Annotated in this window: 20 protein-coding genes; 10 read left to right on the top strand and 10 right to left on the bottom strand. The window is 70.8% G+C overall.

What is annotated here, in order from left to right:
* Window positions 1-32: 32 nt before the first annotated feature.
* Window positions 33-686, bottom strand: coding sequence for a response regulator transcription factor (locus ABWI07_RS16840; protein WP_353819082.1), 654 nt, complete (start codon window positions 684-686; stop codon window positions 33-35).
* Between the two features lie 318 nt (window positions 687-1,004).
* Window positions 1,005-2,189, bottom strand: a complete 1,185-nt coding sequence (locus tag ABWI07_RS16835) for a sensor histidine kinase (protein WP_353819081.1) — start codon at window positions 2,187-2,189, stop codon at window positions 1,005-1,007.
* A 154-nt stretch (window positions 2,190-2,343) separates the two neighbouring features.
* On the opposite strand from ABWI07_RS16835, the gene ABWI07_RS16830 reads away from it, so the two are divergent.
* On the top strand, window positions 2,344-3,630 hold the full coding sequence (locus tag ABWI07_RS16830) for an ABC1 kinase family protein (protein ID WP_353819080.1): 1,287 nt from the start codon (window positions 2,344-2,346) through the stop codon (window positions 3,628-3,630).
* On the opposite strand, the gene ABWI07_RS16825 is transcribed toward ABWI07_RS16830, so the two are convergent.
* Window positions 3,617-7,015 (bottom strand): DUF4132 domain-containing protein, encoded by a 3,399-nt coding sequence (locus tag ABWI07_RS16825; protein WP_353819079.1) that lies wholly within the window; start codon window positions 7,013-7,015, stop codon window positions 3,617-3,619. The two genes, ABWI07_RS16830 and ABWI07_RS16825, sit on opposite strands and share 14 nt — an antisense overlap.
* 1,073 nt (window positions 7,016-8,088) lie before the next feature.
* A complete protein-coding gene (locus tag ABWI07_RS16820) occupies window positions 8,089-8,967 on the bottom strand; it encodes a helix-turn-helix transcriptional regulator (protein ID WP_353819078.1) in 879 nt (292 codons plus the stop codon).
* A gap of 146 nt (window positions 8,968-9,113) precedes the next feature.
* On the opposite strand from ABWI07_RS16820, the gene ABWI07_RS16815 reads away from it, so the two are divergent.
* From ABWI07_RS16815 to ABWI07_RS16805, 3 genes are all read left to right on the top strand, one after another.
* Window positions 9,114-10,031, top strand: coding sequence for an NADP-dependent oxidoreductase (locus tag ABWI07_RS16815; RefSeq protein ID WP_353819077.1), 918 nt, complete (start codon window positions 9,114-9,116; stop codon window positions 10,029-10,031).
* Window positions 10,032-10,128: 97 nt separating this feature from the next.
* Entirely contained in the window at window positions 10,129-10,287 is a 159-nt protein-coding gene (locus tag ABWI07_RS16810; protein WP_160160920.1) for a hypothetical protein, read from the top strand.
* A gap of 118 nt (window positions 10,288-10,405) precedes the next feature.
* Window positions 10,406-10,819, top strand: coding sequence for a hypothetical protein (locus tag ABWI07_RS16805; RefSeq protein WP_353819076.1), 414 nt, complete (start codon window positions 10,406-10,408; stop codon window positions 10,817-10,819).
* Window positions 10,820-10,955: 136 nt separating this feature from the next.
* Here the strand turns inward: ABWI07_RS16805 and ABWI07_RS16800 are convergent, their stop codons facing one another.
* Window positions 10,956-11,099 (bottom strand): hypothetical protein, encoded by a 144-nt coding sequence (locus ABWI07_RS16800; protein ID WP_160160919.1) that lies wholly within the window; start codon window positions 11,097-11,099, stop codon window positions 10,956-10,958.
* Between the two features lie 1,453 nt (window positions 11,100-12,552).
* Here ABWI07_RS16800 and ABWI07_RS16795 point away from each other — a divergent pair.
* Both ABWI07_RS16795 and ABWI07_RS16785 read left to right on the top strand, forming a co-directional pair.
* Window positions 12,553-14,016 carry an HNH endonuclease signature motif containing protein gene (locus ABWI07_RS16795; protein WP_353819075.1) on the top strand — a complete coding sequence of 488 codons (1,464 nt, stop codon included), beginning with the start codon at window positions 12,553-12,555 and terminating at the stop codon, window positions 14,014-14,016.
* Window positions 14,017-15,726: 1,710 nt separating this feature from the next.
* Window positions 15,727-16,578 (top strand): phosphotransferase, encoded by an 852-nt coding sequence (locus ABWI07_RS16785; protein WP_353819074.1) that lies wholly within the window; start codon window positions 15,727-15,729, stop codon window positions 16,576-16,578.
* Here the strand turns inward: ABWI07_RS16785 and ABWI07_RS16780 are convergent.
* Both ABWI07_RS16780 and ABWI07_RS16775 read right to left on the bottom strand, forming a co-directional pair.
* Complete coding sequence (locus ABWI07_RS16780) at window positions 16,575-17,081, bottom strand: pyridoxamine 5'-phosphate oxidase family protein (RefSeq protein ID WP_149258903.1); 507 nt, start codon at window positions 17,079-17,081, stop codon at window positions 16,575-16,577. The genes ABWI07_RS16785 and ABWI07_RS16780 overlap by 4 nt on opposite strands.
* Window positions 17,082-17,148: 67 nt before the next feature.
* The gene (locus ABWI07_RS16775) at window positions 17,149-17,409 is read right to left on the bottom strand and encodes a DivIVA domain-containing protein (RefSeq protein WP_149258904.1); all 261 of its coding nucleotides are present in this window, start codon (window positions 17,407-17,409) and stop codon (window positions 17,149-17,151) included.
* Window positions 17,410-17,559: 150 nt separating this feature from the next.
* On the opposite strand from ABWI07_RS16775, the gene ABWI07_RS16770 reads away from it, so the two are divergent.
* A complete protein-coding gene (locus ABWI07_RS16770; RefSeq protein WP_353819073.1) occupies window positions 17,560-18,582 on the top strand; it encodes a DNA polymerase IV in 1,023 nt (340 codons plus the stop codon).
* A gap of 131 nt (window positions 18,583-18,713) precedes the next feature.
* Window positions 18,714-18,950, top strand: coding sequence for a hypothetical protein (locus tag ABWI07_RS16765; RefSeq protein ID WP_149258906.1), 237 nt, complete (start codon window positions 18,714-18,716; stop codon window positions 18,948-18,950).
* Window positions 18,951-19,116: 166 nt separating this feature from the next.
* Here ABWI07_RS16765 and ABWI07_RS16760 read toward each other — a convergent pair whose 3' ends face one another.
* The 3 genes from ABWI07_RS16760 to ABWI07_RS16750 form a co-directional block, all read right to left on the bottom strand.
* Window positions 19,117-20,340 carry a CU044_5270 family protein gene (locus ABWI07_RS16760; protein WP_353819072.1) on the bottom strand — a complete coding sequence of 408 codons (1,224 nt, stop codon included), beginning with the start codon at window positions 20,338-20,340 and terminating at the stop codon, window positions 19,117-19,119.
* 3 nt (window positions 20,341-20,343) lie between these two features.
* Complete coding sequence (locus ABWI07_RS16755; RefSeq protein WP_149258908.1) at window positions 20,344-20,922, bottom strand: RNA polymerase sigma factor; 579 nt, start codon at window positions 20,920-20,922, stop codon at window positions 20,344-20,346.
* A 200-nt stretch (window positions 20,923-21,122) separates the two neighbouring features.
* Window positions 21,123-21,605 (bottom strand): Lrp/AsnC family transcriptional regulator, encoded by a 483-nt coding sequence (locus ABWI07_RS16750; RefSeq protein ID WP_149258909.1) that lies wholly within the window; start codon window positions 21,603-21,605, stop codon window positions 21,123-21,125.
* Window positions 21,606-21,639: 34 nt separating this feature from the next.
* On the opposite strand from ABWI07_RS16750, the gene ABWI07_RS16745 reads away from it, so the two are divergent.
* Both ABWI07_RS16745 and ABWI07_RS16740 read left to right on the top strand, forming a co-directional pair.
* A complete protein-coding gene (locus ABWI07_RS16745; RefSeq protein ID WP_353819071.1) occupies window positions 21,640-22,461 on the top strand; it encodes an EamA family transporter in 822 nt (273 codons plus the stop codon).
* A gap of 13 nt (window positions 22,462-22,474) precedes the next feature.
* The gene (locus tag ABWI07_RS16740; protein WP_149258911.1) at window positions 22,475-23,455 is read left to right on the top strand and encodes an aldo/keto reductase; all 981 of its coding nucleotides are present in this window, start codon (window positions 22,475-22,477) and stop codon (window positions 23,453-23,455) included.
* The last annotated feature ends 130 nt before the right edge of the window (window positions 23,456-23,585 follow it).

Below are 23,585 nucleotides of genomic sequence, written 5' to 3'. Positions count from 1 at the left end.
CTTCGTATCTTCGGGCTACGCGTGTCTTCGGGCTACGCGTCGGCTTCGTCGCCGGTGAGGCCGTGCCGGAGGGCGTAGATGACCGCGGCCGTGCGGTCACGGAGGCCGAGCTTGGTGAAGATGCTGCCGATGTGGGTCTTGACCGTGCCCTCGGCGATGTTGAGCCGGGCCGCGATCTCCGGGTTGGTGGCGCCGCCGCCGATGAGCGACAGCACCTGGCGCTCACGGTCCGAGAGGCCGCCGGACGGGGCCGGGCGGGGACGGAACGCGGTCCGGCAGGCGCGCAGGACGTGCGGGGTGATGGCCGGGTCGAGCCAGCCCTTCCCGGCGGCGACGGCCCGGGTGGCCTGGATGATCTCCTCGCCCGGGGCGTCCTTCAGCACGAAGCCGGCCGCGCCGGCCGCCAGCGCCGCCGCGACGACCTCCGGATCGTCGAACATGGTGAGGACGAGGACGGGCGGAGCATCGGTCCGGGACCGCAGCAGCCGGGTCGCCTCGGCGCCGTCCACCCGCTTCATCCTGACGTCCATCAACACGACGTCGGGAGCGCACCGCGCCACGGCCCGCGCCACCTCGTCGCCGTCCGCGCACTCGCCGACGATCTCCACATCCGGTTCGCCGTCGAAGATCCGGGTCAGCCCGGCACGGACGAGCTGCTGGTCATCGACGAGCAGCAGCCTGATCACAGTGCTGTCTTGGTCATGGTGCCGTCCTGGTCACGGTGCTGTTCTGATGACGGTGCCGTCCTGGTCACGGTGCTGTTCTGATGACGGTGCCGTCCTGGTCACGGTGCTGTTCTGATGACGGTGCTGTTCTGATGACGGTGCTGTTCTGATGACGGTGCTGTTCTGATGACGGTGCTGTCCTGATGACGGTGCTGTTCTGATGACGGTGCCGCCCTGATGACGGTGCCGCCTTGATCACGGTGCTGTCCTGGTCATGGTGCTGTCCTGGTCATGGTGCTGTCCTGGTCGCGGTGCCGTCCTGGTCGCGGTGTGCTCTGGTCACGGTGTCGTTCTGGTGAGGGGGATGGTCGCGTGGATCGTCCAGCCGGTGCCGTCGGGGCCGGCGTGCAGCGTCCCGCCGAGGGCGGTGACCCGTTCGCGCATGCCGACGAGACCGAGGCCGCCGGCCGAGGCCCGTCCCGGCGGCTGTGCCGTGCCCGGGTCGGTGACGGTCACCTCGGTCGCGCGGTCGCCGACCTCGACGGTGACCGCGGCCGCCGCGCCGGGAGCGTGCCGGGCGGTGTTGGCCAGCGCCTCCTGGACCACCCGGAAGATCGTGAGCCCGACCGCCGGGTCGACCGCGCCGAGGTCGCCCCGGGTGGTGAGCGCGACGTCGAGCCCCCCGCCCCGCAGTTCGTCGATCAGGGCCCTGGTGTCGTCCGCCGTGGGCGGGGCGGGGGCGATCGGCGACGCGGCGGCGGTCGGCTCGCGGAGCAGCACCAGCCCCCGGTGGACGTCCCGCACCCCCTGCCGACCGGCCCGCTCGGCCTCCGCCAGCGCCCTCCCGGCCGCCTCGGCGTCGCCCCGCGCGGTGGCGAGCCGGGCCGCGGTGATGTTCAGCATCACCACGCCCAGCCCGTGCCCCACCAGGTCGTGGACCTCACGTGCGATCTTCCTGCGTTCCTCGGCCACCTTCCTGCGCTCCTCGGCCACGGCCTCCCGGTCGAGCCGGAGCCGCGCCTCATAGAGCGCGCCGTGGATCCGGAAGGCCGAGCCGAGCAGCATGAACCCGACCCCCCACATGATCCAGGTCGGCCAGAGCGGGAGCCCGCCGGCGAGCAGGTGCCGGGCGGGGGCGAGCGCCAGGGCCGCCGGGACCGACCAGGCCAGGTCGCGTCCCCGGGCGAGGACGACGAGGTGGATCCACGCGGGCGCGCCGGCGATGGCGAGGGCTCCGTCGGAGTAGGTGCCCTCGGCGAACGGGAACGGGCGGAACCCGTCGCCACCCGCCGCGCCGGGCGCCGCGACGACGACCAGGAGGAGCAGCGGGGCCAGCACGGGCGCCGCGGCGGCGGGCGGGCTCCACGGACGGACCGCCTGCCAGGCCCACAGCGCGGCATAGCCGCCGATCAGCACGGTGCGCGTCGGCGGGGCGGGGGCGAGCAGCACCGCGAGCACAGCCCAGCACGTCCCCACCCAGGCGAGAAGCCGCAGCAACGGCCAGGGCGGGGTGGTCCATCGCATGCGCAGATCCTAGGTTTCGCGGGGCCGCGCCGTCATCGGACCCCGGTCGCAGTGCCGCTGCCACCACGGTCGGAGGCGACGCCGGCCAGGGGCGGAGAGAGGACGGGACCGCGGGGCGATGCGGCCCGGCCGCACCGCCGGTGACGCTGTCGGCATGCGAATCCAGGCACTTCCCAGGCTGGCGAGGTTGTCGGCGATCCCGCTCGGGGTCGGTCGGCGGATGGCCGTGGCCGGGGGTCTCAAGGCCCTCGGCCGGTTGACCGACGAGGCCTCCCTCGACCTGCACGAGCGCACCGCCGACCAGCTCTTCGACGTCCTCGGCGGGCTCAGGGGCGGGGTGATGAAGTTCGGGCAGGTGCTGTCGGTGTACGAGACGGTCCTTCCGCCGACGATCTCCGCGGTCTACCGGGAGCGGCTGGCAGGGCTGCAGGAGGCGGCCCGGCCGGAGAACGCGGCCCGCGTGCGGCAGGTCCTGGAGGACGACCTCGGCTCGGACTGGCGCGGCCTCTTCGACTCCTTCGACCCCGAGCCCGCCGCGGTCGCCTCCCTCGGCCAGGTGCACCGGGCGGCCCTGCCGGACGGCCGCCCGGTCGCGGTCAAGGTGCAGTACCCCTCCGCCCGGGAGCAGCTCCTCGACGACCGCGACCTGACGGTGTTCGCGATGCGCTGGTTCACCTCGCTGGTCGCGCCCGAGCTGGACGGAAGGGCGTTGGCCGCCGAGCTGATGGACGGCCTGGCCGAAGAGCTGGACTACGCGCGGGAAGCCGAGGCACAGGCCGCGTTCCGGGAGGGCTTCCTGGACGACCCCGACTTCGTCGTCCCCGAGGTGATCCTCCAGAAGGGACGGGTGCTCGTCTCGGAATGGCTCGGCGGAACGCCGCTGGCACGGATCATCGCCGCCGGGACCAGGGCGCAGCGGGACCGGGCCGGGCTGCTGACGACCAGGCTGATGTTCTCCGGGATACCCCGGACGGGGATGCTGCACGGCGACCCGCATCCTGGGAACTTCCGGCTGTTCGGCGACGGCCGCTTGGGCGTCCTCGACTTCGGCGCGATGTACCGCCACCGGCCGGATGCGATGAGCCCTCTCCACCAGTGGATGCTGATCCATCTAGCGGACGATCCGGACGAACTCGTCGCCGTGCTCCGCGAGCTCGGGTTCCTCCGGCCGGGGGTGCGGGCGGACGGGGCGCGGCTGACGGCCCTCTTCGAACGGTCGGGGGCGGTCGTCCGGACAGAGACGTTCCACTTCGACGGCGCCTTCCTCCGCGCCGTCCTCGAAGGGATGACCTCCTCGGTTCCGGTCGGCCTCAGCCTGGCATTCCCGCCCGAATACGTGGCCGCCCAACGCGCGATCGGGGTGGGCATAGGGGTGCTCTGCCAGCTCGGCGCGGAGGTGCCGTTCCGGCAAGAGGCCATGCGCTGGCTCACGATGCCGTGATGGACCGCAGGTCGGTGATGACCTCGGACGCGGTGACCTCGTCCAGCTCGGCGAACCGGTGCTGGGAGCCGGTGTTCCAGTGCAGGAAGTCGCCTGGCTCGTCGGCGAGCCACACCGTGCGGAGATTCTGGTCCTCGTTGCCGTCGGCCCAGCCGACCTGGATCCCGGGATCGAGTTCGACCACGACAAACAGGCCGCCTGGAACGGCTCGGGAGATCCAACGTTCGGTGCCGTTGTCCATGGGGGTGCCGCGCCGCCAGCCGCGCCGCTCCAACCCGACGACCTTGCCCCAGGGGGCGGTGAGGCCCTCGAACCGAGCGAGCCGGACGTCCTGCCGCTCCTCTTCGGTGAGCCGGTGGACGTCCCTGCCGAGCTGCGGGAACGGCTGCATGATCTCGTAGTCGGCGAAGACCTCCGACCAGGCGGCGAGCGCGTCGCCGAGCGCCAGGGGATGCGCCACCCCGACCCGGGCACCGTCCGGCAGGACGAACTCGCCGTCGTCGACATCGGCCAAGGATCGGTCCTCCGCAAGCCGGAACGCGATGGCAGCGGCGTCCGTCTCCGTGTCCGCGCCGGGTTCCGCGAGCCAGAGGAGGCGTCGAGTGATGTGCCACATCAGCGGGTGGTCGACCAGCAGCGTGCGGAACTCGGCCGGCGTCCACCGGCGGCCGGTCACCATCGCCAGCTCCAGCCGCCGGACCTGGTTCGGCATGGTCGCCCGGACGTCCTTCTTGAACTGCGTGAATGCGGCGTAGGCGGCGGGGGCGAGGTCGGGGTCGTCCTTCGCGCCGGGCTTGGGGAGCGCGGCGCGGCGGCGGCCGGCCTCGTCCGACACGACCGGTTTGAGCTGCTCGTCGAAACCGACCACGAAGCGCCGGGGACCGTAGTCGAGCGTCATGCTCCCGTCCGCCTCCAGGCCGATGCCGGGGACGAGCCTGTCGGCGAGCTGCTCGCCGCTCAGCCCGAGCCGTGCGGCGACCTCCTGGATCTTCTCCTCGGCCCGCTTCTTGATCGCCTTGAACGGGGCCCGGTGCGAGATGCCGTCGAGCAGCATCAGCGAGGTCTCGGTGCCGATCATCGCCAGCACGTCCAGGCCCTTGACCGCCTTGTGGTGGCCGTTCTCGCCCGGCCAGGCGCGGATGGCGGGGGTGAGGCGCCGCGCGGCCTCGTCGTCGCCGAACCACCCGACGGCCGTCAGCGCCCACGCGTCCTCGGCCCGTTCACCGAACCGGCGCCACCGCTCGAACAGCGCCCAGGCGAACGCCGCCAGCGAATCGGCGTCGCACGCGTCCCGCACGGCCTCCAGGCCGGGGTGGGGGGCGTCCGGCGGCGACATCGCCAGGATCGTGAGCAGATGCCGGACGGCGGTGGCCGGCAGCACGCGCCCGCCGTCCGCCAGCCGCACCCGGGGCAGGACGGCCGGGTCGGCGAACGGCCCGATCTCCGGGATCTTCCGCGGGACGAGCTGCTCGGGATCGTGGTCCAACGTCATGTCCAGTGCCGCGCCCGCCTCGGGTCGCTGGTCGCGGGCGATCTCGACCACGGTGTCGCGTCCCAGGTCCCGGGCGAGGAAGGTCAGGGCGTACTCGGCCGCGTCACGCCGCTTGCCCGGCTTGCCGAACGCGGCCGGGAGCAGCAGCCGCACCGCCTGGGGGCCGTGCCTCCGCAGCCACGCCTCCGCGTGCTCTTTGCCGGTCCTGCCGCGCAGCAGCCAGCCGGCGACCAGATCCGCGACCGGCTCGGCGGCATACGGGACGACCACATGCCCGCAGCTCCCGGGCTTGCTCCGGGCGCCCTTCACGACGGCGGTCAGCGCGTCCAGGCCGAACCGCTCGGCCAGCATCGGCACCCACCATTCGGGCTCCTGGTAGGTGTCGTAGCCGTCCTTCCGCAAGGACCAGCCGGCGACGAGGCGCCGGACCTGCTCGGCGGGACCGAAGCAGAGCAAGGCCACCTGTTCGAAGCCCCTGAGCCGGCCCGCTTCGAAGTCGGCGATCCGCTGGTCCCACGGCCCGCGCACCTCGCCGTCGTGACTCCACGCATAGGGGACGGGGAGCGCCAACTCGCACAGGGTGTCGCGCCCGTCCTCGGCCCAGACGATCGACGGTTCGGGCGCGGACAGCCCCGTGATGACCACCGGCTCCGGCCGCTCCCGCTTGCGGGCCCACGGCGGGTCCACCAGGACGACCGGCAGGTCCGCGGGGTCGGCGTCGGCGGTGGCGGCGAGCCCTGCCACGATCCGTTCGACCGCCGTCCGGGCCTCTTCAGGAAGCAACGGCAGGGCCGCCCTGACCACGTCGAGATTGCCCCGCACGTGCTCGTCGAGCAGTTCCGCCAGTTCCGCGACCCCTGCCGCGTTCGCTTCCGCGGCCAACTCCCTCACCGCCCGGACCGGGAACCGCTTCATCGCCTTCATCAGCTCACCGCTGACGTGCGGGTTGGAACGCCTCTGGAGCAGCGCGCGGAAGACCTCATCGGACGGCAGGACGCCCAGCACGTCCAGCAGCGCGTCCCGCCGCTGCGGGGAGTCGAGGTACTCGTCCAGCGCGGGGACCAGGAGCGGAACGGCGGCCGGCCCGAGACCGTCGGCGAGCGCGTGCAGGTTCTCCGGCTCATGGCAGTCGGCTGCGGTCAGCCGAGCCCGGGCGCCGAGCAGCCCAAGGTGCGCGGATGTCCCCAGGCACCGGAGGAGCACATGACGGGGGACCCTGTCGGCGTGCCGGCACAGCTCGCTCACCCAGTCGTCGTGCGTCGGGACCAGGTAGGCGGTCAGGAGCCGCTGCCGGACCGAGACCCGCCGCTCGGCGAGCCGTTCGACGGCCTCGGCGTACTGCTCCTCGGTCGCGGCGGCCAGCAGGGAGCGCACGCGCGGCGCTCCGTCCGGCAGCCCTCGGACAGGGCGCTCGCCCTGCGCGACCGCGCGCACGATCCTGCTCCGCCGCCCGTCCAGCATCTCCCCGTCCGGGCTCGACTCCAGTCCCCACCGGTCGGCGAGCGCGCACGCGGCGAACACGACGCCGTGCTCGAAGGCCCACGCGTCCACGTACCGCCGGTGCTCGCGCCCCCAGACCGACTCGCCCGCCGTGATCAGCGACAGGACGGCCGCACCGCGCGGGTCGGGCTCGCCGCCGAGATGGGCCCGCGCCGCGGCGGCGAGTTCCGGCGCGGTTCCCCGGTCGCCCAGGGTCCGCTCGATCTCGTCCCGCGCCTCGTCCACAGCCTGCGCGACGGCCTTGCCCGCCGCCGCGTCGAGCGTGATCTCCGGACCTGGCGCCCCATCGCGCCGCGGATGCAGACCGCCGCGCCAGTGCTCCGGCATGATCAGGACGTCTTCGTCGGGGAGAGCCGCATGCGGCTTGTCGATCACGGCTGCCTTGTCGATCATGGCCGCGACGCTAACAGCGACGCCCGACACCGGCGGGGCGCTCACGCGGTTCGCCGGCGCGAGCGGACCGCGCGGATGACGCGGAGGAGAACGAGGGCGGCCCCGACCGCCGCGGCCGCACATCCGGCGATGCTTTCCCGGTGATGCTTTCCCGGTGATGCTTTCCCGGCGATGAAGACATCGGGTACCCAGGCCAGCAGCGGTCGCAGCTGACCCGGGCCGCCCAGCGGCGCGAGCGAGAAGTGGGGAAGCGCCCATCACCACCCAACCGACGGTCACTGCGAGGCGGACCGGCGCGGTGGCGGACCAGCGCCTCCATCCGGGGCAGGGCCGACGCCCTGATCCAGCCCGGGATCCAGGCCGCGGGGTCCAGGCTGCGGGGCCCAGGCTGCGGGGTCCAGCCCGGGATCCAGGCCGGGATCCAGCACCGGAGGCCCATCGCCCGGGCCTGGCGGAGGCGCTGGCCGAGTTTCTCCCCCTGGACGCGAGCCCCAGGCCGGGCGCCGCGCCGGGGTCGGCGCGACGGCGGCGGGCCGGTGCGGTGGGCCTGGATGACCTAGTTTTGCCCCGGCGTGCCTGCCCGCCGAGCGGGCGCCAGCCGCGCGGTGGTGCGGGCAGCACCCCACCGGACGGGCGCGGGCGCCGGCGAGCGACGCGCCGGGCCGAGTCTCGGGTCGCCAAGGCCTTCGCCGGGCGCGCACTCGACGCCCCGCCCTCGCCGAGGTAGACGCCGCGACCGCTCGCGCGCCGCGCGCCGAGATCGCCCAGGCCGTCCACAACGGCAAGGAGTGCAGGGAGGCCGAGGCGGACCTGGACCTGGGGCTAACCGGCCGTCTGCGCCGCCGTCTGCTTCGCGCCCGTCATCGAAGGACTCGCGACGGAGGTTCACCGCGACCCGGACGCTGGAGGCCCTCGGCACGGCCGACCGCGCCGCGTGGGTCAGCGCCGCGTGGGTCAGCGCCGCGTGGGTCAGCGCCGCGTGGGTCAGCGCCGCGGCGGTCCCCGTAACCGAGCTGGCCACCGTTTTCACCGGCGAATGCCGGCGGTACGCCGACCGTTGACCGGCACGCGGCCTATGCGGGGGCGCCGCTCTCCTCCGTCCTCGCCGCGGCAATGCCGTGCCGGTGCTGCGGGCCGAGGAGGCGCAGCATGTCCAGCGGCTCGGTGCCGCCGGGCGGTGGTGTGAAGATCCGCAGGCGCTGGTCCGCCGCGGGTGTCGCCAGCAGTTCGCAGTCAAACTCGATCTTGCCGAGCTCGGGATGCTTCAGCCGCCACGGGTGAGACCTGCGCACCGCGACCTCGTGCCGGTCCCAGAGCGTCGCGAACTCCTCGCTGGCCGCGCGGAGCCGGGTGACCAGCGCGCGGGACGCGGCGTCGTTCCCGCGGCGGGCCACCGCGGCGCGCAGGTCGGCGACGAGCTGCCGGGCCTGCTCCTCGCGATCCTCGTCCGCGAAGTGGCCCCGCACGTCCGGCTCGGTGAACCAGCGCAGCACGACGTTCCGGTCCTCGGCCGCCACCGTGCATACGCATCCGAACAGCGCCTGCGCCATGTCGTTCTGCGCCAGCAGGTCGCCGAGATCGCTCAAGACCTGGACCGGCACGTTCTCCAGCCGGTCGAGCAGGTACAGCAGGCTCGGCCGCAGGTACTCCCCGGCGCGCGCTCCCTCCGGGGGACGGTGCCCCGCGAGCAGGTACAGGTGGTCCCGCTCGTCGGTCGTCAGCCGCAGCGCGTGCGTCAGCGCGGCCAGGATCTGGACCGAGGGCTGCGGGCTCCTGGCCTGTTCGAGCCGCATGTAGTAGTCGACCGACATCCCGGCGAGCGCCGCGACCTCCTCGCGGCGCAGGCCCGGCGTGCGCCGCCTCGTCCCCTCGATCAGCCCGACGTCCCGTGGAGTCAGCCGCCCCCGCGCCTGACGCAGGAAATCGGCGAGGTCGTCGCGGTGCATCCCCATATCGGCAGTGATACCACTGTTCGCCCACCACATCCTCGGACCGCTGATCCTAGGGAAACCGCTCCGTTCCTCCGCCGCCGGGACGAAGGCACGCTTCAAGGCGCGGCCATCCGGCTAGCCGAACGAGGAAGAGCGGTGATCATGCGATGAAGGCGGTCCGGTTCCACGAGTACGGCGGGATCGATGTCCTGCGGGTCGAGGAGGTGGAGCGTCCGGTGCCAGGTCCCGACCAGGTGCTGGTCGAGGTCCGCGCGGCCGGGATCCAGCCCGGCGAGGCCATGATCCGCTCGGGCGGGCTGCATGAGCGCTGGCCGGCGACGTTCCCCTCCGGACAGGGCAGCGACCTGGCCGGAGTCATCGTGGAGGTCGGATCGCATGTGCGCGGCTTCGCGGTGGGCGACGAGGTCCTCGGCTTCACGCACGACAGGGCAAGCCACGCGGAGTTCGTCGCGGTGGACGACGTGCGCTTGACCCCGCGTCCGAAGGGTCTGTCCTGGGAAGTGGCCGGGTCGTTGCACGTGGCCGGCGCCACCGCCTACGCCTGCGTGTTTGCCGTCGACCCCGGACCCTCCGACACGGTGGTGGTCTCCGGCGCAGCTGGCGGCGTCGGGTCCCTCGCGGTCCAGCTAGCGCGACGGCGCGGTGCCACGGTGATCGGTCTGGCCAGCGAGCCGAACCATGCGTGGCTGAAGGAGCACGGCGTCATCCCGGTCGAGTACGGGGACGGTGTGGCCGAACGAATCCGGCAGGCCAGCGGCGGGAACGTCGACGCGTTCATCGACACGTTCGGGACCGGCTACGTCGAACTGGCGGTGGAACTGGGCGTGCGGTCCGAGCGGATCAACACGATCCGCGACTGGGGGACAGCGGCAAAGTTCGGTGCGCAGACCGTCGGAGAAAGCGGCGCGGCGTGCGCGGTCGTCCTAGGCGAACTGGCCCGGCTGGCCGCCCGCGGTGAACTGGAGGTGCCGATAGCCCGCACCTACCCCCTGGACCGAGTCCAGGACGCCTTCCGCGACCTGGAACAACGCCACACCCACGGCAAGATCGTCCTTCGCCCCTGAGTAATCAGGTCGAAGAGTGGAAGCGCTAGGACAGCGGGACCGGATGGCCGGTCAGCCCTATGATCGAGCGGATCAGAGAAGCCGCAGGAGCCGGGACATGGGCGATGAGCGCTTCGAGTTGGCGATGACCGACAAGGATCGGCAGCACGAGGACAGTCAGGCTGCTCCATGTGCCGATGAACTGGGCAAGGCAGTGCGTGAGCGGCGTCTAGAGCTTGGGATGACTCTGCTGGAACCGGCGTGCCGGAACGCATGATGCCGTCCGCTCTATCGCGATTTGAGGCGGTCGGTGCAGAGCCCGTCATCAGGCGTGTCGACCGGTTGGCGCATGCCTTGGACGCCACCGTTGCGGTGCCCTCCGTCCCGGATATGGCGTGAAGTCCCTTGATGCGGCCGGCGGCGGCCCGGAAGACTTGGCCGCCGCCGCGCGGGATGACGCTGGTTCTCGCCAGGTGACGAGAGAGATCCGGCATCTGGCGATGAGACTTGCAGAAGGGGAGCCCGACGTCCGCGAACTGGCGGCCGCCCATCTCGGGGACCTGCTCATCGGCGCGTGCAAGACCGGACGAGACACATCCTCGATAGTGCTCCCGCTTGCGGAGGCGCTCGTAAGAGAGAACGATCCGTTGGTCCAAGAGGAGATCGCCCATTCCCTGGGGCATTTCGTCGAGTACGGCACCGTCCCCCAGGCCCTCGTAGAGCCCCTCCAGGAGTGCTTGCCACGCCTCTCCCCGGAAGCCGCCGCCTACGTCGCCGACCTTCTCGAAGCCGCCCGCTGGGATGTCTGATCGGGCCAGCCGTATCAGAAGCGTGGATCACTTGCGCAAGGGTGTGGCGGCTCACCAGGTGGACGTGCACTCCTGGTCTCTGAGAAAGGTCGCCGACCACCTTGGCCGCGCCTTCGGCGTCGTCACACGGATGCAGCTAGCCGAGCCGCCCGAGCCGGGCGTCGTGGCAGGCCCACGCGCTGCCCGGCACCGGCAGCGCGCTCACCGCGATACTGACCTCCTCGGTCCCATTCCCGTAGACCTGCAGAAGCGGGACGGGCGCGGGCCGGTAGAGCTTCACGAATCTCCAGCCCCGGCTTGAACGCAAGCCCCGCGGTCTGAGCGCAAGCCCCGACTTGGCGCCAGCTCTGCGGTCTGAGCGCCAGCCCCGCGGTCTGAGCGCCGGCCCCGGCTTGGCGCCAGCTCTGCGGTCTGAGCGCAAGCCCTGCGGCTGAGGTTCAGCCCTGTGGCCTGACGCCAGCCTCGCGGCCTCTGAGCCCAGTCCTGTGGCCTGACGCAGCCCAGGGGTCCTTAGCGCCGGCGCGAGCAAACACAGGTACGGGCACGCGCTCTTCTGCCCCAGCCGCGTTCGCCCCCGTAACAGGAAGTGCTCCAGGTGCGCATTCAGTAGTCCGCCCAAGTGGCCTTCCTCCTCCAGCACCAGCGGCGTCTTCCACCCGACGGCGAGTCATGAGACGAGGTCGCCCCCTACCCATAGCCGCCATAACCGGGTTGAGTGGCCGGGTGGGGGTGCTGGGTAGGGGGCGCCGGGTGGGGTGGCGCTGCGTACGGGGCCGCCCCTCCAAAGTCAAGGGCGCCTTCGGCGTCGCTTCGCGATGGGACTTCGTCCCACCCTTGACTTCGGAGCCTCTGCGGCCCCTGGTGCAGGTTTCGTCGGGCAGGCTCCGCCTGCCCCCGCCCGACGCGCCACCCCACTTCTCCAAGAGCCACTCCACCGACAAGGGAATCCGCTCTCCGGAGCAAGGCAGCCCATAAAGGAAACCCGCCCATCAAAGGAACCTCGCCCGCTTGAGGGAGTCGGCTCGGCGCGAGGGCGACCCTCTGGTACAGCTTGAGCAGCGCACTGGCAGCCAGGAGTTGCGTCAGTGGTCAGGGAGTGCGTCAGTGGTCAGGGAGTGCGTCGGTGGTCAGGGAGTGCGTCGGTGGTCGGGAAGCGCACCGGCGATCAAGAAAAGGGGCGCAATTCATGCCAGGGCGTGCACGGACTAGGTTAGAGGCAATGCCCGACGGTGCACCAAGGTGCCGGGTGTCGACATAGAAAGAGCCGGTTCGCCAGGAAGAACCAGCATGTCTTGGGACAACGGCTGGCAGAGGCCAACGGCCTGCCACACGCAGGCTCACCACCAGGGACTTTCCGATGGGCAAGCGACCCGAGTCCGGGGGGCCGCCAAATGACAGGGGCGCCAGCTGCTGGTCTGCTGAAGCGGGAGGAGTCACCGTTAAGGGTGCAGGTCGCCTGCTAACAGCGAACCCACCACTTAGCCGAGAGAAGTCCCGAATGTAGGTTTCATGCTACATGGCGAGGCCGCTGACCAGGTTGGTCCCCTTGATGGCATTCGCAAAGTTAGTGAACTGGGTGCTATCGGGCGGAAATATCTGTCTCTTCTGATAACGCGAAATATGATTCCAGTCTCAAGCTTCACCTATCTCGGTGGTGACAGTAATTAGCCTCCGATCTCGCGTCTGTTCGCCCACTAGTTCGATATACTCTGTGTATGTGTTCGGTTACGGGTATGGATTTCGGTGTGGCGTCCACGCAGGAGTTGGTGGACGCCGCTGCCGCGATCGCCGCCGAACTCGCTGCCCGTCCCGCGCCCGAGTCGGCTGCGGTGTGCATGGAGCTCGCCGAGACGTTAGCGGCGGCGTCGGACGCCCATGAGGCCGCGTTGGCCGGGTTCGTCGCCCGCGTGGACGCGGCGAGTGAGACGCGCCGCTGGGGGTTGCCGTCCACGCAGGCGTGGCTGCGGTCGCGGCTGGGCATGCGCGATGCCCGCGCCAAGGAGCGCGTCACGCTGGCCCGGCAGCTCCATCGGCTCCCTGTGGTCACCGAGCTCCTGGCCAGAGGTGAGTTGTCCTACGGCTACGCCGCCACGGTCGCCGACGCCGTGGCCCGCCTCGACGATGACGACTGCGCCAAGGCCGAAACCCTGCTGCTGGACATGATCGGCCAGGGCTTCTCACCCGGGAAGGTCGCCGCGTTCGGCCGCCGCATCCGCGAGGTCATCGCCGAACGCGACGGCTGCGAGGAGCCACCCGAGGAGGTGCAGCGCGGGTACGAGCGGTCCTGGATCGACTCCACCCGCTCGCTGGACGGCGGCCGCTACATCAAGGGCTGGCTGAACGCCGAGGACGCCGCCGTCTGGGACGGGACGCTGGGTCCGCTGGCCAAGCCGTCCGGGCCCGACGACCACCGCGACCTGCCCGAGCGCACCGCCGCCGCACTGAGCAGCGTGCTGTCGGGCGGGCACAAGGCCACCAAGGTCACCGTCATCTGCGACCTGGACACCCTCACCGGCGGCCACGCACCCGCCCGCCTCACCGACGGCACACCGATCCCCGCGCCCCAAGCCCGCCGCATCGCCCTGGCCGCCGGAGTCTCACCCCTGCTGCTCGCAGGAGGCAACACGCCTCTCTACCTAGGGCACAAAGTCCGCTTCGCCACCGCCGCCCAACGCCAAGTCCTGGAGACGCTCTATCCCACGTGCGCGGTGCAGGGCTGCGAGGTGCCCGGGACGCTGTGCGAGGTCGACCACGTCAACGGATGGGCCCTGGGCGACAGCCCCACCGACATCGACAAACTCGCCCTGTGCTGCGGATGGCACAACCGCTACAAACACACCCACCCCCAACACATCCACACCACCCACGACCCCGCCACCGGCCGCTACACCTACCGACTCCACCCACCCGGCACACCAACAACCCACCCACCCACCACCAACCCACGAACAGCCCACCCACCCACCACCAACCCACGAACAGCCCACCCACGAACAGCCCAGCCACGAACAGCCCAGCCACGAACAGCCCAGCCACGAACAGCCCAGCCACGAACAGCCCAGCCACGAACAGCCGAGCCATGGGAAGTCGAGCCATGGGAAGTCGAGCCATGGGAAGTCGAGTCATGGACGGCTGAGCCATGGACGGCCGAGCCATGGACGGCCGAGCCGCGACCAAGCGAGGCGGCGAACAACTGAGCCGCGGACGGTCGAGCCGCGGACCGTCGAGCCGCGCGCCGCCGAGCCGCGACCAAGCGAGCCGCGACCAAGCGAGCTGCGAACAACCGAGCCATCCACGACCATCCACTGGGCCGCTTAGATGGTCGTTTCGTTTGGTGTGCTCGAGGGTGCTTCGTCGTGACGATGATGGAGCGCTCAGGGCAGACGAGTTTGTGGGAGTCGTTTCAGCGGGCGGTGCCACCTGCACCGACGCGTCCGCAGGATGGTGGGCGGCGCCGCGCTGCTGATCGAGAGGTGGTGGTTGCGGCCGTGTTCCGGCCCCCCACCGGTTGCGCCTAACGGTAGGTCCCGTCGGTGTTGGCACCTCCTGGTAGAGCATCTACCGGCGCTTCGCCGAATGGAGAAGCGCCCGGGTGTGAATCGAGCTGCACCGGTCATGCAGGATCAACTTGGCGCCCCAGGGGAACCGGACAGGTCGTGGTGCGCGATCGATTCGGTAAGTGTCCGCGCCGCGAAGGGAGGAAGTCGCCAGGTCCCAATTCCTGTCGACTGCGGCAGGTGAGGCTGCGCCCGTCATCGTCGAGCCCGCTGAACGCCAACGCCAGCGCCACCGCTGACCGCTTTCCTGTTGCTACCGGCCGTTACGATCCTCCTCAGGATCCGAAATGCCGACACATCGTGCCAGCTCACAGCCTGAAGGCTCCGGAACGGCCAGTCCCTCCGCCAGTCCCCTCCGCCAGTCCCCCCCGCCTGTGCCTCCATAGCGGCCCAGCCAGCGCTCCTTAGCTCATGGCCGAGGGAGGCGTGCCCGCCGCTGGCCGGCCTGTTCTGAGGGGCATCACTACGCCGGGCAGCTCGGACGCAAAGTTGTTCTTCGCCAACTCCGGGACGGAAGCCCACGAGACGGCAATGCTGCTGGCTGACTACCGCGCGCGGCGCATCGAAGCCCCACTCGCCGAGCGGACTGGATCGCTCGGCGGATGCCTGTCGCCTCCCTCTCACCCGCGCCGACCAGGCGCTGGCAGGCACCTGGAGCCCGCACTGGGCGCTGCCGGCTCTGGACGACCTCGTGCGGCCACGGGCCTGTCATCGACAGGGCCGTCCGGGCGGCCCCGCTGCAGGCCAGCCCGCGCGCCGGGCCGAGTTCGCGTCCCGGCACGTCCGGCCACTTTGTGTTGGAGGTCTTCGCGGCCGATAGCCCGCGACAGCCACCAGGTGGAATCACTGGTGCGCGCCATCCCGCCGATCCGTCGACACTGCGGACCGCGCGGTCGCCGTTCTGACGGGTTGCATGGTGGCAAGGGCTACGACTCCCCGTACCTGTGCCGCTGGCTACGTTCACGCCGCAGCGTGTTACGCATCGCCCGCCCATCCAGCGGCTCGAGCGTCCCGGTGAAGTCGACGTCGTTCGCGCGGCCTGCCGGGTCGTGGGCTGGTCGATCTAGGGAACTCCGCCGCCGGAGTCCTTGTTAGTGGGGCCGACCTGGGGTGTGACGCGGAGAGTTGGGTGGGTGCCGTTCATGGGGAGTCGGCGATGTGGGAGCAAAGGGGCCGGACGGGCGGGACAGGCCGAGCTACTCGTGGGCGGCGGGTGTTTGCGGTGCTGGTGGCTGGGCTCGCGCGATAGCGTCGGTGGGTGATGAAGGTCCAGGGCCGGGCGGGGGTCGGCGGGTGGTGAGTCGGAGGGGTGACCTGGCTGCGGATGTCCGGGATGTGGTGGCTGCGCATATGCCGGGCTATCGCGTTGACTCCGTGGTGTTGTTGGGGGAGGGCGAGGACAACGTCGCCTTCCAGGTCAATGACGAGTTGATCGTCCGGTTCGGCAAGGAGTCCGATCCCGCGGAACGGGCTGGGCGCGTCCGTGATGAGGGCCGCCTTCTTGCCGCTGTTGCGGATGTGTCGCCGTTGCCTGTGCCCAAGCCCACCTTCACGGTTGCCGAGCAGGGGTGCCTGGCCTATTTCAAGCTCCCTGGCCTTCCGTTGATCGACGCGGATCCGCGACAACGGGCGGTCCACATCGACTCGGTCGCCGCCGAGCTCGGGGGGTTCCTCGGCGCGCTCCATGCCGTTCCGGTGGGCCAGATGGTGGACCTGGTGGATACCGATGACGAGCCGATGACCGTGTGGCTGGAGGAGACCGCGCAGATCTACGCCACGATCATCGAGACGGTGCCGCCGGTGCACCGTCCCGTGGTGGAGTCGTTCCTCGGCACCTCGCCCCCGGACGGCCCGCGTGAGCTGGTGTTCTCCCACAACGACCTGGGAATCGAGCACGTCCTCGTCGACCCGGACGAGTGGGTCGTGACCGGGGTCATCGACTGGAGCGACGCCGCGATCACCGACCCGGCCCGTGACTTCGGTCTGCTCTACCGCGATCTCGGGCCCGCCGCTCTTGACCGGGCCCTGGACGCGTATCGGCCCGGCGTCGACGTCGGGGAGATCAAACTGCGCTCAGGCTTCTACGCCAGATGTGGCGTGCTGGAGGACATGGCCTACGGGCTTGAGACCGGCTTCAGCGCGTACCTCGACAAGTCCCTGGCCGCACTGGAGTGGCTGTTTCCAGAAGGCGATCGCCACTAGGACGAGCAGCCACGCTCCGACGCAGGCCGCAGGGTGCCCGCCGCATCTGGCCAGGGGAGCCAGTGGCCGTCGCGCATCAGGTCGCGGCCGGACAGTTCGTTCTCCTCGCGCCATGCCTGGACGCGCCGCGGGGTGACGCGGAACCAGCGGTACGGCGTGGCCAGGGCGCGTGGGTCGAAGCCGGTGCGTTCGGCGAAGCGGTCGCCCTGCTCCTGGGGCAGCGCGTCCATGTCGAGCACCTCGACCATGCCCTCGATCATGACCACGTCTCGGGTCAGGCCCAGTCCAAGCCGGGTGGTTCGGGTGGCGGCCAGGTTCCTGCCGGTCGGGCTGTCCGCCGGCGTGGAGAGCAGTAGCGCCTCGCCGTCCCAATCGAAGGACAGCGGGACCAGGTAGGGCGCACCGTCCGGCGACGCGCTGGCCACCCAGACGTCGACGTCGTGGACGAGCCGGTGTTCGGCGTCGCGGCGTCGCTCGGCGCGCGTGCGGAACGGGGCGCTCATCGCTCCCTCGGCAGAGGCTCGGACGGTGCCTGCCGCCCCACTTCGGGCCGGACGCTCAGGGCTCGCATCAGTTCCTCGGCGACTGGAAGAGCGGGGCGAGGAAGGCGTCGACCTGGGCGCGATCGTAACCGCGCATCACGACCACGAAGGCCGGCGGCTCGATCTCGGGCGGGCTTTCGGTGCCGGCCAGTTCGGCGAGCTTGCGGAAGAACGCCTCGACCTGGAGGCGGTGGTAACCGCGCATCTTCAGGCGGAACGGCAGCGGAGAGCCGGACTCGAACGCCTTCAGTAGACCCACTCGCTCTGGCCCGAACTCTTGCCATGTCATGGCGGCAAGTTAGCAGCAGCCGGAGACGAGGCCCGTCGGTCTGAACGGCGAAGGCGGCGCGCCAGGAGCACGGCAGAGGCGGGTTCGCGTCCGGTCCGCAGGGATGTATCCGCAGGGATGTATTCGTGCTGGTGAGGGGACAATGGGGGTGTGGGTCGGTGGGTCCTGCACGTTGATCTGGACCAGTTCATCGCGGCCGTCGAGGTGCTTCGCCGTCCGGAGCTTCGCGGGCGGCCGGTGGTCGTCGGCGGCGACGGCGATCCCACGAAGCGGGGCGTGGTCAGCACGGCCTCGTATGAGGCGCGCGAGTACGGCGTCCAATCCGGCCTACCGCTGCGCACGGCGGCGCGGCGCTGCCCGGACGCCGTGTTCCTGCCCGTCGACCGGGAGCTCTACGAGTCCGTCTCGGAGCGGGTCATGGCGGCATTGCGCGGCCTCGGCCTCGTGGTCGAGGTCCTCGGGTGGGACGAGGCGTTCCTGGCGGTCGACGGCGACGACCCAGAGGCGACGGCCCGGGAGATCCGGGACCGGGTGCGGGCGGCGACGGGGCTCGAATGCACGGTGGGCATAGGGGAGAACAAGCTCCAGGCGAAGCTGGCGACGGGGTTCGGCAAACCGGCCGGGGTCTTCCGGCTCACCGGGGCGACCTGGTTCGAGGTGCTCGGCGACCGGCCGGTCGACGCGCTGTGGGGCATCGGGGCCAAGACCGCGAAGCGGTTGAAGGGGTTCGGCATCGCCACGGTGGCCGACCTCGCGGCGGCGGATCCTGACGTCCTGGCCGGGGAGATCGGCCCCGCGACCGGGCCGTGGCTGGTGCGGCTCGCGCAGGGACGGGACGGCTCGCCGGTGAGCGACGCACCGTACGTCCCGCGTTCGTGCGGACGGGAGACCACGTACCAGCAGGATCTGGACGACTGGGAGACCGTTCGCCGGGAGGTCGTCCGGCTGGCGCGACGGGTCGCCGACGATGTGGCCGCGGACGGCAGGGACGTCGCCCGCGTCGTCGTCAAGGTCAGGTATGCGCCGTTCATCACCCAGACCCACGGCCGGACGCTGGAGACGCCGACGAGCGAGCCGTCCCGTATCGAGGAGGGCGCCCTCGCCGCGCTGACCCGGTTCACCGGGCGGCGTCCTGTGCGGCTGCTGGGGGTGCGCGCCGAGTTCGTCCGCTGACCTGGGCAGGATTCCTGGAAGATGGTCGTCGTTTTTTACTCTTTTGTCGGGTTTTGGGGTGAAGGGGGCCGGGGAGGAACGCTCTCGTTGCTTGAAGGACGCGACGGGGAGAGAAGCAGATGAAGAGGGTCATGACCGGTGCACTGATCGCCGCTGTGGTCGGAATCGGGGGACTGGGCAGCGCGGCCGCCGCCCAGGCGTCCCATTCCGGGGACCAGAACACGCGCCAGGACTGCCGCACCTACTCCAGCGTCGAGCAGTGCGGGCAGCCGAAGCTGAACGAGAAGCAGCGCGCGTGCGTGGACTCGGCGGTCCAGCAGGGCATGACCGAACGCCGCGCCACGGTGGAGTGCCACGCGTTCGCATAGCCCCAGGGCACGCGGCACGCCGATGGGACCGGTGAGCCGAGTGACCCAATGCGCTGGGGGCCGGTGCGCTGGAGGGGGTCCAGTGCGCTGGGGGGGATCCGGCGCTATGAGGGGCCCGTCCCGTATGGGACGGGCCCCTCGTCATGCCCTCATCACGCGGGGACGCTCAGCGCGGCGGCTCCGCGTCGGTCCACTCGGTGATCTCGAACGCCCGGTAGGCGGCCATCTCTCCGGGCCTGTGGAAGCGGTCGGGCATGTCCTGCGCCCTCAGCGCGCGCGGCTTGCCGTTGTCTCCCGGGGGCAGCGGCCGGCTGCCGTGCGGCGGCGTGGCCACGAGGTCGCGGATGGCCAGCAGAGACCCGGTGGCGGGGTCGACGACGAACTGGCGCCGGTAGGTTCCGAGTTGCTTGGGGGCGGTGAACATGCCGAGGGGCGTGGTGGTCTTCAGCGGGAGCGACACCACCGTTCCGACGCGGCCGAGCGGATCGGTCGTCCGGCCCTCGGGCTTGATGCCTGGCATGTCGGACAGCATCCGGAAGACCGCTGCCCGCACCCTGGGCGGCGCCGGTTCGGTGGACAGCAGTTCCCCGGCGACATCGCTGAGAGCCCGAATACGCTCCTGCCCCCGCAAGGCGCGGATCGGCTCCTCCTTCTCACCGTCCGTCGAGACCGCGTGCCAGTGTCCCTTGAGGCCCAGCAAGACCTTCTTCAGTGCCTCCGGTTCCGTGGGCAGCGCGGCGATCTGTCCCGGTGTCATGCCGTAGAACCGTTCGACGGACGCCGGCCACGGGGCTCCCCTGCCCGTCTTCGGGGACATGTCCAGGTTGACCTGTCCGCCTCCCCCCTCGGGATTCGGCACGTGGACCCAGGACGGTGACCCTGCCGCCTGCCACTTCTGCTTGTCCTGCGGGGTGACGGGGAGGCCCTGGAGGTCGAAGTGGGTGCCGCGGCGCAGACCGGTCCGGTCTGTCCACATCTCGTTCCCCTGCCTCGAATCGACCTTGTAGTGGTTCTCGGCGCTCTCGCCGACCGCGTAGATCTCGCCCATGACGGTCTTGGTGTGCCAGTACTTCCCCGCCGGCGCCTTCGCGGCGTTGGTCGCGGCCACCAGGAGCACGTTGCCGTTCAGGGGGACGGTGTTCTCCACGCGGGGCTTGCCGGTCGGGTCGCCGTCCCCCGTGGAGACCACGACGGCCACGGTCCCGGCGGCGACGGCGGCCGTGGCGGCCACGCTCACCAACTGGATCCGCATACGGCGCCGATTGCGGGGGCGGGGCCGCGGACGAGCTCCGCCGCCGTCCTGCCAGTCAATGCGCTGGGCGAGCCGCTCCGGGGGCTCCTCCACCGCGAGACCGGTCCGCATCTGCCGCAGGGCATCGATTTCGTCCATGCTCTACTCCTCGGAGAGGGCGTGTGTGGGGAGGGCCTTGCGCAGCTTGGCGCGGCTTCGGTGGATCTTGGCCTTGACGGTGCCGAGGGGCAGGCCGAGCGCCACCGCGATCTCGGCGTAGGACATCTCGCCCCACGCCAGCAGCAGGACGGCGTTGCGGTCCTGCGCGCCCAGCGAGGCCAGCGCCCGTGCCAGGCCGGGTCCGCACGCCGCCGCGGAGGCGCGCTCGCTCGCCCTGTCGGCGACACCGTCCTCGGCGGGGTCGGCGCCGGTCCGGGCGAACGCCCGGTACATGCGGGTCTCGTGGCGGTGGTGCTTGGCGATCAGGTTGCTGGCGATGCCCCACAACCAGGCGCCGAACTCGGCGCGGCCGTCGAACCTGTCGCGGCGCCGGAACGCGGTCGCGAACGCCTCCGAGACCACGTCGTCGGCCATGGCGGTCCCGAGCCGCCGCCTGGCGTAGGCGTGGAGCCGCGGCGCGTGCCGGCGGAACAGCTCGCCGAACGCCTCGGGTTCGTCCAGCGAGGCGGCGACGAGCGCCGCGTCGTCGAGCTCGTCGCGGGCGTGGCTCAACACGGCCATGGGCGTCTCTTCATAGAGGGCGTCTCCGTGTCTGGGGGAGTGCTGACATCCCCTCTATCCCGAAGCCCGCGCGCCGGTTGCTTCTCCCGACGATCTTTTAGGCGCGCCCCGGCCAACCGAGCCCTGTCAGTCAAGACCTGTTAGCCATGCCCTGTTAGCCATGCCCTGTCAGACAGGGCCTCTGCCGGCCGAGGTCCCTGTCAGGCGAGAGGGAGGGGACGGCGGGGGACCGGGGACGACTGGAGGATCGACGTCGTCGTCTTCGCGTACGGGGTGAAGCGGTCGAGGATCGGTTCGAGTTCCTCGACGGCGCGCAGGTGCGCGATGAAGTAGAAGCAGTCGTCACCCGTGATGCGATGGCATTCGACGATCTGCGGGATCTCGTCTGCGATCTTGGGGATGCGGCTCAGCTCGCGCGGGCTCGGACTCACCCGGACGAGGACGGCGATCGGGAACCCGAGCGCGACGGGGTCGACGGTGGCGTGGTAGCCGGTGATGACGCCGGTGTCCTCCAGGCGCTGGACGCGCTCGGCGACGGCCGGGGCCGACAGGGCGACGCGGCGGCCCAGTTCGGCGAGGGACGCCCGGCCGTCCCGCTGCAGCTCCGTGAGGATCCGTAGGTCGATCGGGTCGAGCGGTTTGGGTTCGTAGGCGCGGCCCGGTCGGCCCCTTCGGTTCGCCATTCCTCCAACTTACGGACCGGCCGACGATACGACCATGCGCTTTCCGCCCTGGTCGTACTTTGTCGGAAGTGCGGTCTTCCACTACCTGGGGCCCTCGTTCGCCGTGCTGCTGTTCTCCCGCATCGGCCCTCTGGGCGTTGCCGGGATCAGGATCTGGAGCGCCGCCCTCGTCTTCGCCGTCTGGCGCAGACCCTGGCGGACGCTCACGCGCCACACCTGGCGGACGATGCTGGTGTGGGGCGCCGTCCTTGCGGCGATGAACTCGTCCTTCTATATGGCGATCGCACGGTTGCCCCTGGCGACCGTGGCGGCGATCGAGTTCTTGCCCGTCGTCGTCCTGGCGGCCCTAGGTATAAGGACAAGACGCAACATCGCCGCACTCCTGGCGGCGGTCGGCGGTGTGTACGTCCTGACGGAGGTGCGGATAGAAGGGGAGCCGCTCGGGTTCGTCTTCGCGTTCGCCAATGCCGCACTGTTCGCGCTGTACATCGTCTTCGCCCACAAGGCCGCCCAGTCGGGGGGTGGGGGGATCGACGGGTTGGCTTTGGCGATGGTCGTCGCGGGTGTGCTCGTCCTTCCCATTGGCGGCGTGCAGGCCGTGCCTGCGGTGGCCGATCCGGTCGCGTTGGCCGCGGGGGTCGGTGTCGGGATCTCCTCGTCCGTCATCCCGTACGTCTGCGACCAGCTCGCGATGGCGCGGCTCAGTCGCGCCACCTACGCGCTGATGGTGTCGCTGCTTCCGGCGACCGCCGCCGTGACCGGACTGGTGGTGCTGCGGCAGGCACCCGCCCCGGCGGAGATCGCCGGAGTGGGGTTGGTGATCGCCGGGGTGGCGGTGCACCGTGGAGACCGTTGAAAGGAGAAACCCCATGGAACAGGTACGTCTCGGAAAGACCGGTATGAAGGTCTCGCGGATCTGCCTCGGCATGATGAGTTACGGCGACCCGGCGGTTCGGCCGTGGGCCTTGGACGAGGACGCTGCGGAGCCGATCGTCCGGCGGGCGGTGGAGGGCGGCGTGACGTTCTTCGACACCGCCGACGTGTACTCGATGGGCGTGAGTGAGGAGATCACCGGACGGCTCCTGCCGAAGCTGTTCCCCCGCAGGGACGACTACGTGCTGGCGACCAAGGTGTGCCTCCCCATGGGAGACGGCCCGAACGACAAGGGCCTTTCGCGCAAGCACATCATGGCGAGCATCGATGCTTCCCTCGCCCGGCTCGGCACTGACTACGTCGACCTGTACCAGATCCACCGCTGGGACTACGGGACGCCCATCGAGGAGACCATGGAGGCCCTGCACGACGTCGTGAAGGCGGGCAAGGCCCGGTATATCGGAGCGTCCAGCATGTACGCCTGGCAGTTCGCCAAGGCCCAACACGTCGCCGACAAGCACGGCTGGACGAAGTTCGTCTCCATGCAGAACCACTACAACCTCATCTATAGAGAAGAGGAGCGGGAGATGATCCCGCTCTGCGTGGACCAGGGGGTCGGCGTCATCCCGTGGAGCCCGCTCGCGCGGGGGATGCTCGCGGGCAACCGGGAGAGGGGCGGCGAGCGCAAGACCGTCCGGTCCCAGAACGACTCCTTCGGCGACAGCCTGTACACGGAATCGGACTTCGACGTCGTCGACGCCGTCCGCGAGGTCGCGGCGGGACGGGGTGTCCCGCCGGCGCAGGCGGCGCTCGCTTGGCTGCTCGCCAAGCCGGGGGTGACCGCGCCGATCGTGGGAGCGACAAAACTCACTCACGTGGACGACGCGATCGCCGCGGCGGACCTCCGGCTGGAGGAGAAGGAGACAGAGCGGATGCAAGCCCCGTACCGCCCCCACGGAGTTATCGGGCATTCCTGACGATCCCGGCGGAGGACGCCTCCGGGGCGGAACGCGCCGGGGGCGTCCCGCGTCTATCAGGGGTGGTGATTTGCGATACCACCGGCGATCGGGGCAGGCTGGGGGCGAGAACGCCCACGCATGGCAAGAC

Source organism: Actinomadura sp. NPDC000600, from assembly GCF_040492135.1.
Classification (GTDB): Bacteria; Actinomycetota; Actinomycetes; order Streptosporangiales; family Streptosporangiaceae; genus Spirillospora.
The sequence above is the reverse complement of the archived record's forward strand: the minus strand, read 5'-3'. Positions and strand labels throughout refer to the sequence as shown.

What these genes read in the sequence shown, in the direction of transcription:
- ABWI07_RS16810 (WP_160160920.1), top strand. Translation starts at nt 10,129, where the DNA reads ATGGGCGATGAGCGCTTCGAGTTGGCGATGACCGACAAGGATCGGCAG.
- ABWI07_RS16765 (WP_149258906.1), top strand. Translation starts at nt 18,714, where the DNA reads ATGACCGGTGCACTGATCGCCGCTGTGGTCGGAATCGGGGGACTGGGC.
- ABWI07_RS16760 (WP_353819072.1), bottom strand. Translation starts at nt 20,340, where the DNA reads ATGGACGAAATCGATGCCCTGCGGCAGATGCGGACCGGTCTCGCGGTG.
- ABWI07_RS16835 (WP_353819081.1), bottom strand. Translation starts at nt 2,189, where the DNA reads ATGCGATGGACCACCCCGCCCTGGCCGTTGCTGCGGCTTCTCGCCTGG.
- ABWI07_RS16780 (WP_149258903.1), bottom strand. Translation starts at nt 17,081, where the DNA reads ATGAGCGCCCCGTTCCGCACGCGCGCCGAGCGACGCCGCGACGCCGAA.
- ABWI07_RS16785 (WP_353819074.1), top strand. Translation starts at nt 15,727, where the DNA reads ATGCCGGGCTATCGCGTTGACTCCGTGGTGTTGTTGGGGGAGGGCGAG.
- ABWI07_RS16750 (WP_149258909.1), bottom strand. Translation starts at nt 21,605, where the DNA reads ATGGCGAACCGAAGGGGCCGACCGGGCCGCGCCTACGAACCCAAACCG.
- ABWI07_RS16795 (WP_353819075.1), top strand. Translation starts at nt 12,553, where the DNA reads ATGGATTTCGGTGTGGCGTCCACGCAGGAGTTGGTGGACGCCGCTGCC.
- ABWI07_RS16775 (WP_149258904.1), bottom strand. Translation starts at nt 17,409, where the DNA reads ATGACATGGCAAGAGTTCGGGCCAGAGCGAGTGGGTCTACTGAAGGCG.
- ABWI07_RS16745 (WP_353819071.1), top strand. Translation starts at nt 21,640, where the DNA reads ATGCGCTTTCCGCCCTGGTCGTACTTTGTCGGAAGTGCGGTCTTCCAC.
- ABWI07_RS16740 (WP_149258911.1), top strand. Translation starts at nt 22,475, where the DNA reads ATGGAACAGGTACGTCTCGGAAAGACCGGTATGAAGGTCTCGCGGATC.
- ABWI07_RS16830 (WP_353819080.1), top strand. Translation starts at nt 2,344, where the DNA reads ATGCGAATCCAGGCACTTCCCAGGCTGGCGAGGTTGTCGGCGATCCCG.
- ABWI07_RS16820 (WP_353819078.1), bottom strand. Translation starts at nt 8,967, where the DNA reads ATGGGGATGCACCGCGACGACCTCGCCGATTTCCTGCGTCAGGCGCGG.
- ABWI07_RS16815 (WP_353819077.1), top strand. Translation starts at nt 9,114, where the DNA reads ATGAAGGCGGTCCGGTTCCACGAGTACGGCGGGATCGATGTCCTGCGG.
- ABWI07_RS16755 (WP_149258908.1), bottom strand. Translation starts at nt 20,922, where the DNA reads ATGGCCGTGTTGAGCCACGCCCGCGACGAGCTCGACGACGCGGCGCTC.
- ABWI07_RS16825 (WP_353819079.1), bottom strand. Translation starts at nt 7,015, where the DNA reads ATGATCGACAAGGCAGCCGTGATCGACAAGCCGCATGCGGCTCTCCCC.